Annotated in this window: 9 protein-coding genes; 6 read left to right on the forward strand and 3 right to left on the reverse strand. The window is 64.4% G+C overall.

Annotated elements, in window-relative coordinates:
* Positions 1-54 precede the first annotated feature (54 nt).
* The gene (locus QXK92_RS21035) at positions 55-2,016 is read right to left on the reverse strand and encodes a 1-acyl-sn-glycerol-3-phosphate acyltransferase (protein ID WP_306244876.1); all 1,962 of its coding nucleotides are present in this window, start codon (positions 2,014-2,016) and stop codon (positions 55-57) included.
* Positions 1,941-3,458, reverse strand: coding sequence for an HAD-IB family hydrolase (locus QXK92_RS21040; protein ID WP_306244878.1), 1,518 nt, complete (start codon positions 3,456-3,458; stop codon positions 1,941-1,943). The genes QXK92_RS21035 and QXK92_RS21040 overlap by 76 nt, the downstream gene beginning before the upstream one ends.
* A 374-nt stretch (positions 3,459-3,832) precedes the next feature.
* Here QXK92_RS21040 and QXK92_RS21045 point away from each other — a divergent pair, with 374 nt between their 5' ends.
* The 4 genes from QXK92_RS21045 to QXK92_RS21060 are packed head-to-tail and all read left to right on the forward strand — an operon-like array spanning position 3,833 to position 8,478.
* Positions 3,833-4,933: an NAD(P)-dependent alcohol dehydrogenase gene (locus QXK92_RS21045; protein ID WP_306244880.1), complete on the forward strand. Its 1,101-nt coding sequence runs from the start codon at positions 3,833-3,835 to the stop codon at positions 4,931-4,933.
* A 53-nt stretch (positions 4,934-4,986) separates the two neighbouring features.
* Complete coding sequence (locus QXK92_RS21050) at positions 4,987-5,919, forward strand: alpha/beta fold hydrolase (protein WP_306244882.1); 933 nt, start codon at positions 4,987-4,989, stop codon at positions 5,917-5,919.
* Positions 5,912-7,324, forward strand: coding sequence for a wax ester/triacylglycerol synthase domain-containing protein (locus QXK92_RS21055; protein WP_306244884.1), 1,413 nt, complete (start codon positions 5,912-5,914; stop codon positions 7,322-7,324). Before QXK92_RS21050 ends, QXK92_RS21055 begins: the two co-directional genes overlap by 8 nt.
* Positions 7,325-7,335: 11 nt before the next feature.
* A complete protein-coding gene (locus tag QXK92_RS21060; protein ID WP_306244886.1) occupies positions 7,336-8,478 on the forward strand; it encodes a LuxR C-terminal-related transcriptional regulator in 1,143 nt (380 codons plus the stop codon).
* A 1-nt stretch (position 8,479) separates the two neighbouring features.
* Here QXK92_RS21060 and QXK92_RS21065 read toward each other — a convergent pair whose 3' ends face one another.
* Positions 8,480-9,586, reverse strand: a complete 1,107-nt coding sequence (locus QXK92_RS21065; RefSeq protein WP_306244888.1) for an NDMA-dependent alcohol dehydrogenase — start codon at positions 9,584-9,586, stop codon at positions 8,480-8,482.
* Positions 9,587-9,893: 307 nt separating this feature from the next.
* Here QXK92_RS21065 and QXK92_RS21070 point away from each other — a divergent pair, with 307 nt between their 5' ends.
* Entirely contained in the window at positions 9,894-11,156 is a 1,263-nt protein-coding gene (locus QXK92_RS21070; protein ID WP_306244889.1) for a cytochrome P450, read from the forward strand.
* 262 nt (positions 11,157-11,418) lie between these two features.
* On the forward strand, positions 11,419-11,748 hold the full coding sequence (locus QXK92_RS21075) for a hypothetical protein (RefSeq protein ID WP_306244891.1): 330 nt from the start codon (positions 11,419-11,421) through the stop codon (positions 11,746-11,748).
* Positions 11,749-11,752 lie beyond the last annotated feature (4 nt).

Here is an 11,752-nt window from a genome sequence, read left to right on the forward strand (position 1 = left end):
CCACGTTGAAAGTCACAGCCAGGTTTATGGTCAGACCATATTACCAAAACTCAATCAGGTGGCGCTACACCCGGTTGCTGAGCCACCCACTTGCGCCGGCGCGAAACCCCGGTACATGCCAGCAAGTTCACCGATCGAGAACTGCAGTTCCTCGAGTTCGGTGACGAGAGCCGCCCGGCCGGCCCCGCTGTCGGAAGCATCTGAGTCCAGCAAGCCGCGGTGCCGCGCCAACTTCAGCGCGGTGGCGAACATCTCTCCCGACACCGACTCTTCGGTGATGCGGTGCTGTAGTGACCATTGCCGGGCAAGGCGAAGGCACCGTTCCAGCAGGACCTGTTCGTCCACGGCGGAACCGGGACCGAGTTTGAGTAACTCTTCGGCCATCACCCGATATGCATCAACGAACGGCCTGAGCACGAGATGCGCAACGAGTAGCTCACTTTCGTCGAGACTGCGTGCCGCTTCCTCGGTATCCAGCGGCGCGTTGCGGTCGTGGCTGCGTTGCGTCATGATCGCGAACTCATTCCACAGTTCATCGGCGAACTCGGCGCGCGCGGCAAAGAAGAAGTCGAACTTGAGAAGTTCGCGAACGGCCAGCGCCTTCTCCCACCCCGTCCGCTTGGTTGCCCCCGGCGTCCGCGTGATGGCCAGCAGCGCCAACTCGGCGATCGCTCTCATCACCAGAACATGAATCGCGCTGTTGCGGTACACCGCAACGATAAGATGCTGGTCGTCGCCGATTCCCCAAACAGTGGTCGGCCCAGCGGAATAACTAGTCAGCACTCCGGAGCCAACCAGGTCGTGCAGCGTCTGCGACACCGTCGCACGGTCAGTAAGATCGGCGCCGCCCGCCACGGGCCACCCGCGTGCACGCAGGTAGCGGGCCAGCGGCGCCACGGTGGCGCACACTTCGTCCAGGGTCAGTGCCCGGTCCGCGCCCAACATCGCCACACATACCGCGGCCGTCGCGGTAACGGGGGTGGCCTGGTTGAGACGGTGACAGATGTCCAGGGCGATGCGTTCGACAACTTGCCGGTCGCCCAGCCCTTCGTTGCGCAACGCGACGGTGCGCTCGTAGAGGGGCACCGGCGAACCGAAGTCGATGTAGATGCGCCCCAGGCGATGCCGAAGGCCGCGAGCGTAACTCAGCAGCCAGCGCGCGTTCTCGGGCTTCTTGGGCAGGCCGCGTGCCTCCGCGGCCATCAATTTGACTTCATGCAAAGGCAATTGGTCGAAAAGAATGGAGACCGGGACCGCCAGCGTCTGCTCCGAGCGCACGGATTCCACCGCGTCGGTCACATAGCGCAGCAATCCGTATCGCGGAGGCCGCAACTTGCCGGTGCGGGTCCGGCCTCCTTCGATCGACCACACCAGATTACGGCCGCTGGCCACCATCTGGCCGACCAGGGCGCGCAGGGCCAGCCGGTACACCGGCACATCACCGGTGGCACGCCGCACCGGTATGAACCCGTTCCGCCGGGCCAATGTGCCCAGCGGAAAGAAGTTGAGGTTGGCGCCGGCGAGCCCGAACGTCGGGGAGATCCCACCCTGGGTAAGCCGCGGCGGAAAGGAGAATTGATCCAGGTAGGAGCGATGCGAGATCAAGAAGATCAGGGCATGGTCGCGATCCAGCTCGCGCAACCTGGCCAGATCGTCGTCGTCGATCACGACCTGGAACCCGCGCACCATCCACCTGGAAAGCGCCTGCCAGGCGCGCACCACCGGGGGCACGTGCGAGGCCGCCATCTCCCGGATGTAAACGGCGGCCTCGGCCCTCACATCGGCCACGTCACGGTCCAGCTGTGACGCCAATTGTGCTGTAGCAGTACGGAGTTCATCGGTTTCCAGCACAGCGATCTCGGGGCGGTCCCCGGCCCGCAACGTGGTGGCGGCCGACCAGTTCGGTCGCAGCAGCCTGACCAGGCCATTCGGCGTCGCCGTCATGTCGGAGTCGCCACCGGCCGCGACGCGGCGATTGCCGCGGACCATGTGCGTCCGGCCTCGGTGCCCGGCCAATCGTCGAGGGTGTCCACATACAGCTGGCGCATCCTCGGCACCCACTCATCGAGATCCCCGCGAGTCCAGTCAGCCGTCGGCACCGGCTCATGGACCACCACCTCGATAGTGCCCTCCTGGGCCACTTTGGCGTTGCGCCACATGATTTCTCCGGCGTTGCGTATCACAATCGGAACGATCGGCACCGCGGCGTCCCGGGCCAGGTGAAAGCCGCCCTTCTTGAACACGCCGACGCGCGGGCTCAACGACCGAGTGCCTTCGGGCGAGAGGGCGATCGAGACGCCCGCACGCAGCCTGTCCACTGCCGGCTGCATCGCCGAAATGGCTTTGGCGGTGTTGGAGCGGTCGATGAACGCGACATCGGCCATTGTGAGCAACTGCCCCAACACGGGTATCCGCTTCACCTCATCCTTGGCCACCACGGTGAAGCCTCGCTGGACAACTCGCGAAACAACCAGCGCGTCGATCAGGGTGCTCTGGTGATTGATGAAGAACACCGCCGGCCGGCCCCTGGTGTGCTGCTCGCCGGTGACCTCGATGCGAACATTGCCCAATTGTCCAGCAAGACGGCCGAACACCGACGTTGCCATGTCCATCCCGCCGCGCCGATCGAAAGTCAGCACCCCCGCGACTGCGCCCGCCCCCACTGCCGCCGCGAACCCGCCGAACAAGCCGGTAGTCCGGGCCAGCGCCATCGGATGCAACGTGCTCCGCCTGGTCCGGAACCGGATGACCGGCCAGCCACGCTCACTGGCGCGGCGCGCCAATTCAGCCCCCGGGTTGACGGCGTGCGGATGGCCGACGCCACTGAGGAACGGCACGTCTTCGCCCCCGTTGGCATAGGCGTAGCAGTTCTGCAGCGGAATGCGTTTGCGGCCGGCGAATTCTCGGACCGCAGCCAATTTGCCTTCGCCCCAGGGCGGGCGCCCGGCGATTTCCCCGGTGAGCACACCGTTTTCGGACGCGAGTTCGGTGCACAAGATGTGGTCGATGCCTAATTCCCGGGCCATGGGCTGCACCTGCATCCGCGTCGCAGAGGTGGCGATAACAACCGTGTGGCCCCTGTTTTGGTGGGCGCGCACCAGCCGCCAGGTGCCATGGAAGAGTGCGCCGGCGACCTCCTGGGCAAACAACTGCTCACCCAGCTCCATGAGGTCGTCCTCGGTGCGTCCGGCCCAGCTCCGAATCCCCTGTAATAGAAGCTCTTTGAATGCGCCTTCGTCCAGGGGCCCGCCGAGCGCGGCGAGCATCGTGCGGACGAACTCGTCGGGTCCGAGTTCGAAATTGCGGGCGCGGTGCGCGATGAGGGCACTGGCCGAGTAACCCTGGATCAGGGTTCCGTCGAAGTCGAAGAAGGCAGCCACCTTCGGGCCAGCCGGAGCCGACTTGATGCGCTCGATAAGCTCATCGACCGCGATCACCGGCGGTGCCGTACCGGTCATCTCATTCTCTCGATCCCCCGCACGCGAGGGCGCGGTCATGGTGGCCACAAACCCGACCCGGCAGCAAGAGCACAAGGGCGGGTGGCTCGCGGTTATCAGCAATGCTGTGACCATCCCACTATGAAGAGCCGAGATGGTTCGGGCCAAGGGCGTCTGGGCGATATACCCCTTCTGCGGGGTAGAGAACTGCCCGATGTGGTGACGCGGGGGTGCGGGTCGTTCGACCACACTCGCAGCATCGGGTTCGGTGAGTCGATCCGTACATCTCGCCGAGTCCGCCCGGGAAGCGCCGGAAGGTGCGGTCAGCGAGGGAGATCAGGTTCCGGCGTCCTCCCACCGAGGCAATCACGGCGAAACAGAAAAAGGGGCAGCCGATGCAGATCTCAGCGGCAGTGGTGCAGGAGGTCGGCGCGCCATTCACCATCGCCGATGTCGAACTCCAAGAGCCGGCACCCGACGAAGTACTGGTGAAGATCGCCGGAGTCGGCATCTGCCACACCGATATCGCGGTCAAGGAGGGGCACCTACCCTTCCCGCTGCCCGGTGTCCTGGGGCACGAAGGCAGTGGCACCGTGGTGTCGGTCGGCAGCGATGTCACGATGGTCACTGCTGGCGACCACGTCGCGATCAGCTTCCACAGCTGCGAAAGGTGCCCCCATTGCGCAAAGGGGGAACCGGCGTACTGCCACAACTTCCTCGAATACAACTTTGGCGGACTGCGCGCCGATGGGACGTCCGGGCTGGACTCCGCCGGCACGAAACTTGCGGCCAACTTCTTCGGTCAGTCGTCTCTGGCCACACATGCGCTGGCTCACGAACGTAACGTCGTCAAGGTGCCACCGGATGTACCGGTCGAGCTGGTGGGGCCGCTGGGATGCGGCATCCAGACCGGTGCAGGCGCCGTGTTCAACTCGCTCGACGTCCAGCCCGGATCGACGGTGGTCGTCGCCGGCGCGGGCGCGGTAGGACTGTCCGCCGTGATGGCCGCTGCCGTACGCGAAGCCACAACGATTATCGCCGTCGATCTCCACCAAAGTCGGCGCGCGCTGGCAGCCGAACTCGGTGCCACCCACACCGTCGACCCACAGGTCGGGCCGCTGGACGAGCAGATTCGGGAGATCGTCCCGGCGGGAGCCGATTACGCGATCGACACCACTGCGGTGACTCCGGTCGTGGAACAGCTGCTCGCCTCCCTCGGGGTGCGAGGCATGCTCGGATTGATCGGCGTGCCGGCCAACCCGCAAGCCACCTTCTCGGTCGGGCTGTTCCAGCCGCCGCTACTGGGCCTGACGATTCGGGGCATCGTCGAAGGTGACTCAGATCCACAAACCTTCATCCCCTACCTGCTCGATCTCTATCGCCAAGGCAAGTTCCCCTTCGACAAGCTGATCACCACGATGCCCTTCGCTCAGATCAACGAGGCAGTCGACGCCCAGCTCCGCGGCGAGGTCCTCAAAGTCGTCCTCAAGCCGTGACGCGAGTTTCGACGACCCCAATGGAAAACCACCCGCGCCGAAGATCGGCCACAGTGGCCACCGCCCTGCTGGCCGGGAGCACCGTGGCCGCGGGAGCCGCACTCGCCCGGCACAATTCCGGCGGACCGCGGGCCGTCGTCGACGGGCTGGAGCTGACCCCCAGCCACCGCGCCGGGGCCGGGTCACCCCTGCTGTTGCTGCACGGCATCGGAGCGATCTGGCGGGCCTGGTCACCGGTGCTGCCGCATCTGGAACCGCATCACGATGTAATAGTGCCGACGTTGCACGGTCACGCAGGTGGGCCATCGCTCAATTCGCAGGTCGCGCCGTCGGTTCAAGCTCTGGTCGATGCACTCGAGGAGGAACTCGATCGTCTGGGCCTGGACAAGGTGCATATCGCCGGCAACTCCCTCGGGGGGTGGATAGGGATCGAGCTTGCCCGCCGCGGACGGGCGCTGTCGCTGGTTCTGCTCAGTCCTGCCGGGGCCTGGCGCTCGCCTCGTCGCCTGCGGGTGACCGCGCACGGTGTCCGCTTCTCCCTGAATGGGCTGGCTCGATACTCGTCGCGAGCCGACGCGATCGCCACGCGGCGGGTGCTTCGCTGGGCGCTGCTGGCAGGTCAGGTCGCGCATCCTCGAAAGGTGCCGCATGAGACGTTGGTGACCTATATCCAGGCAATGGGGCATTCGACGGTCGTCGACCCGCTGCTGCGGGTGCTGCACCTGAACCCGGTGGAGCCACTACCCGAGGACCGCGACTACCCGGTCAGGCTGGTGTGGGCGGAGCGGGATCTTGTGCTGCCGTTCAAGCACTTCGGCTCTCCGATGCTCGAGCGTCTGCCGGGAGCCGAGCTGATCCGCCTCAGCGGCGTGGGCCATGTCCCGATGTCGGATGATCCGGCCGGCGTCGCCGAGCTGATCCTGGATGTCACCCGTGGCGTTGACGCCACAGCAGCACCGGCGCAGAGAGTTGTCGACAATGTCTGACGATGCCGAGGTGTTGGCGTCTTGGGGCGGCGGTCAAGACCTCAGCGCGTGGGAAGCCCTGATGTGGCGCACCGACGGCGACTTCCGCACCCGCTCCACCGGTGTGATGATCGAGTTGCTCGACACCGAACCGGACTGGGATCGGCTGGTGGCCGCCCACCATCGCTTCATCCGGCGGGTCCCCCGGCTTCGCGAACGCGTCGTCGAACCGGTGCTGCCCCTGGTTGCACCGGCCTGGTCTCCGGACCCCCACTTCGACCTGGAATACCACCTGCAACGAGTGCGGCTGCCCGGCGACGGGTCGATAGCCGAGCTGCACCTGCTGGCCGCCCAATTCGCCGCTCGCCCACTGGATTCCGAACGTCCGCCATGGGAGGCCCTCCTGGTGCTCGGCCTCGCCGGCGGACAGGCCGCCTACCTGTTCAAACCGCATCACAGCCTCAGCGACGGGATCGGTCTGCTGCAACTGCTCGACCTCGCCCATGGCCACAGCCGGGAGCCGGGGCCCTCCGACGATCGACGGTTTCCGGAGCCGCGACCGACGGAAACACCGGAAGGGCTGTTGATTAACCGGTTGGCCGGCAAAGCGATAGACGCGCCCGGGACTGCACTACGCGAAGCCCTGAACGCGGCCGGCCGGTTTGCCGGCGACCCTGTCGGAGCGACCAGCGATGTGGTGAAGTTCGCGATGTCGCTGCGGCGGGTCCTGACTCCTCCGGAGGCGCCACACTCCCCCGCGTTGACGGGTGGCGGATCCGGCTATCGACTGGACACCTTTGACGTCGGACTCGATGATCTCAAAGCCGCTGGCCGCGCCGCCGGAGGTTCGGTCAACGACGCATTCCTGGCCGGACTGCTCGGCGGAGTGCGACGCTATCATGAAAAGCTCTCTCTCGAAGTCGATTTCATACCGGTGGCGGTGCCTGTCAGTCTTCGCACCGACGCCGACCCGATGGGCGCCAACAAGTTCGCTGGTGCTCGGTTCGTAGCGCCGGTCGGGGAATCGGACCCCGGTGAACGCATCGCTGTCATTCACAAGTTCGTCGCCGATGCGCGCATGGAGCCCGCACTCGGATTCCTGGATCTGCTGGCGCCGGTGCTGAGCCGCCTGCCGGGCATCGTGCTCACCCGTATCGCGGGCGGGATGACGGGCCTGTCCGACCTGCAGGCCTCCAACCTCGGGGCGATCGCGCGTCCGCTGTATCTGGCGGGCGCGCGGGTAACCCGCATCTACCCGATGGGTCCGCGTCCAGGCGTCCCGGCGATGTTTGCGATGCTGACCTACGAGGGAACATGTTGCATCGCAGTCAACTTCGACCCCGAAGCAATCTCCGACTCCGCCGCGTTCTTGACGTGCCTGCGGGAAGGTTTCAATGAGGTCATCGCGCTGGCGAGGCCGGATTGACGGTCGATCGAATGGAATGCATCGAGTTGGCCCGCGAAGTCGTCAGCGCCGCCGAGAAATTACTCGGCAGCGCGACGCCGCGTCCCGGGTACTGCGATGACGACCTCGATTCGGCCGCGGTGGCATTATCAGCGGTTCGGCGCGCGCTCAATGAACGTCTGAGCACCTACGGCGCAGCCCCCGACGAGTGGGACACAGCACAGGCCCAGCAGATTGCCGCCCTGCTGGTGCGATCAGAACATGCTCAGGCAACGGTCCTCGACGCGGTCCTGGCCCGGCGGGCCGCCAAGGTTCTCGCCCTGCGCGACGCGCTGGAGCGGCTCCGCCAGGCCGGATCCACAGCAGACCTCGTCGAGCGAGCGGCCGCGGAAGCTCACTACATGGGATTTGACCGAATTTTGTTCTCGCGCATCAACAAGGGATTGTGGCTGGCGTCTTCGGCATATGCCGGAGCCGATGAAGGGTTCGCCCATACCTTGGTGGAAGTAGGTCTCGCGCACCCGCGCAAACTGACCGGCCCGCTGCTCGAGGCCGAGATGGTGCGCCGCGGTGCACCGATGGTTGTTCGCGATCCGCAGGCAAACCCCCGCGTCTACACCGAGCTGGTCGCCCTTACCCAGACGAATGCCTACGTCGCGGCTCCGGTGCTTGCCTGGGACCAGCCGATCGGTCTGCTCCACGCAGACCGGCACGAACGCTCGGTACTGGTCGACGAATCGGACCGCGATGTCTTGGGCGTGTTCGCCGAAGCGCTCGGCGTCGCATTCGAACGAAACTTGTTGCTGGGCAAACTCAAACAGGTGCAGCTCGCCTGTAGCGAATACTCGCGCGGTGTCGATGCTCTCGTCGATGACGTCACTGTTGCGGTGGCGGAAAATGCCTCCATCAGCGCGAATGCCGAGCCTTCCACGCCCGCGGTGTCTGCCGTCACCCAACCGCAAAAAGACTGTGGCGGTCGCGCCTCTGAGAAGCTCACCCGCCGCGAGTGGGATGTGTTGCGTGGTCTCGCTGCGGGAAAGACCAACGCGCAGATCGCGATCAGCTTGTTCGTGGCTGAGGGGACGGTCAAGACGCACGTCAAGCACGTGTTGAGGAAGCTCGGAGCGGCAAACCGGACCGATGCCGTCGCCAGGTATCACCGCCTGCTCAATTAACTCAGAATCTGATCACGCCGCGAATATTGCGGCCCTCCAGCATGTCCTCACAGCCCGTGTTGATCTCGTCCAGCGAGTATTCGCGGGTCACCAGTTCGTCGAGCTTGAGCTGGCCGAGGTTGTACATCTCCAGATAGCGGGGGATGTCGTGGCGCGGATTCGACGACCCGAACAGCGAACCGTGAATCGACTTCTCGTAGAGGGTCAACTCGAACAGCGAACCACTGATAGCTAATTCGGTCGGATGCCCGATAGCGGTGACGACGACCTTGCCACGCTTTCCTACCAGGCTGAGCGCTTGGCCGACATAAGCACCCTCAGCCACATCGGTCGTGATGATGCACGCATCCGCGAGCTGTCCGCGGGTCAGTTCCGCTATCACAGACCGCGCCTCGTCAACGGTGGCCGACGTGTGGGTAGCGCCGAAGTCAACGGCGCGGCGTCGCTTGTAATCAATCGGATCCACCGCCACGATGTGCCGCGCACCTGCGGCCTTCGCGCCCTGGATGGCGTTGCTGCCGATGCCGCCCACACCCAACACGACGACCGTGTCGCCCGGTCGCACCTTCGCGGTGTTGATCACGCTGCCGAAACCCGTTGGCACGCAGCACCCGATCAACACAGCACGATCCAGGCGACTACCGGCGTCGACCTTCACTACCGACGCGGTCGGAACCACCGTGTACTCAGAAAATGTTCCCAATAAACACATCTGGCCCACGCCGGTGCCGCGAGCGTGAAATCGGTGTGTCCCGTCGAGTTGCGGGCCCTGAACTATCGCGGCGCCGAGGTCACACAGATTCGTAATGCCGCGCGCACAGTACGAGCATTTCCCGCACGCGGGCAGGAAGCTCAGGACGACCGAGTCGCCCTCGGCCACGTCGGTTACCCCGGGTCCGACGGCGGCTACGATGCCGGCACCCTCATGTCCGCCGATGACCGGAAACGGCACGGGTATGTCGCCGGTGACCAGATGGTAGTCCGAGTGGCATAACCCCGAGGCGGTCAATTTGACCATCACCTCGTCGGGTCCCGGTGGATCCAGGCTGACGTCTTCCACTTGCCACTTCTCGCCGACGCCCCATAACACCGCGGCTTTCGTCCTCATATGACCAACCTTCCATGTCGTCGGAATGCCCACGCGGCCAACTCATCCGCCCCGTTCGCGACCGGGTCATCGATTGTTGTCACGCCGCAGGGTTCCCATGCGTCTCCCCGACGGGGTGTTTTTTCTCCCCTCATCGGGACGGCTGGCAGGACCCACCCCACGTCGCCTCTCATCGCCCGATAGAAATACCGATCCCGGGGTAGGAAATTTAGCCCGGGTGGGAGATGTGCCACGGGTCACAGCCACCTACCGTCGGCTCATCCACCGCCGATCGTGCGGGTCGGCAATCACGACGATGGGAAAGATCATGGCTGTAACCGATGAAGGCGTCAGAACCGATCTGAACACGATGGCGTTCTGGGAGCGCCCCCGCGCCGAACATCACCGGACCTTCAAGTGGCTTCGGGCGAACCGGCCGATCAGCTGGAACGATGCGCCCGAGGCACTCGACCCGAACCTGGATAATGCCAAGGGATTCTGGTCGGTTGTCAAACATCGCCACATACAAGAGGTGTCCCGCAACCCGCAGGTCTTCAGCTCTGCCGAGGGAGTGTTCATCGACGACTTCCCGCAATTGGAGACGATGCTGTCGTTCATCGTGACCGACCCGCCCCGGCATACCGAGATGCGCAACATCGTCAATGTTGCCTTCGCACCACGCAATATCAACCGGATGGTCGACCAGATCAACGGCCTGGTCGCGAAGATCATCGACAAGGTAGCCCCACTGGGCGAGGGGGACCTGTGTCAATTGATCACCAAAGAAGTGCCCGGCCGGGTCTTCGCCAACTTCATGGGTATCCATGACCCCGACCACATTCAGTACGTGATGGACGCAGCCGAACAGTTCGCCGGGTGGCTCGACCCCGAGTGGGCTCACATCGGTTCACCGTTGATGGTGTTCGCCGACGCCTCCAGCAAGTTGTCGACGCTCGCGCTGGAACTGGCCAAGCAACGCAAGGAGAAGCCCGGCGACGACCTTCTCACGTGGGTGGCCCAGGCCGAGTACGAGGGCCACAAACTGACCACCGAAGAGGTAGGGGTCTTCTTCGCATTACTTGCCGCCGGCGCCAACGACACCACCCGGCACGCAATGGCGCACGTGGTCACTCTTTTCCAGCGCAATCCTGACCAACTCGATTACTTGATACAGGATTTCGACGGCCGGGCCGACGATGCTATCAACGAGGCCTTGCGCATGGAGCCGCCGCTGATGCACTTTCGCCGCACCGCACTGCGCGACTACGAACTGGGCGACGTCACCGTAAAAGAAGGCGACAAAGTGGTGATGTGGTATATCTCCGGCAACCGGGACGAAGAGGTCTTCGAACGGCCAGATACGTTCGACATCAGCCGCACTCAGAAGCACAATCCACACCAGGCGTTCGGCGGCGGCGGTCCCCACTATTGCATCGGCCACGCGCTGGGTAAGGCGGTGCTGAAGGCCCAGATGCGACAGGTGTACACCCGGATGAAAAATCTGCAGTCCGAAGAGCCAGAGCTGTTGCTCTCGAACTTCATGAACGGCGTGAAGCGTCTGCCGGCGAGGTGGACACCCGAACAACGCTGAATTCGACTGTCCTGGTGGCCTTTCGCGCAACCTCGGCGTTGCGCTTCGCCCGGATCACGGCGAACTGATACCCCCAACGTGGGATCTATGTCCCCCCGTCATGGTGACGCGCGAATGACGACCTGACGCCGAGACTTGACGCCATCATCTCCGCAATTGCCGGCGAAGGATCTTCGTGAACAGCGTCGCACCGAGTATGACGGATGAGCGCGCACGCTGACCTGCCGGAGAGCGACAAGCGCCGGACATCGAAGGAAGCACCATGAATTTCAGGGACGTCATAGAGATCCTGGACGAATCGGTCGGCGGCCCGGACGCTGATGTGGCTTCCCACGGCCCCTTCTGGCGTGATGTCACACGAGACACATTCGTCGAGATGAAAGTCGGTGGAAGGAAGCTCGTCATCCTTGGTGACGGTGCGAATTCAAGCCTGGTGCTGTCTTTGAAAGGCAGAGCACCGTTCGGTTCAGATCTCGACGACCCCCCCGCGGGCGCAGTGACACCACAGATGCCCGCGTACCTCGACCCCGTGCCGGGGGAATCGATCAAAAAGATCGAGGAATGGATCGATGCCGGCTGCCCGGCTGATTGACCAC

It is taken from the genome of Mycobacterium sp. TY815 (assembly GCF_030755135.1).
Taxonomy (GTDB): Bacteria; Actinomycetota; Actinomycetes; order Mycobacteriales; family Mycobacteriaceae; genus Mycobacterium.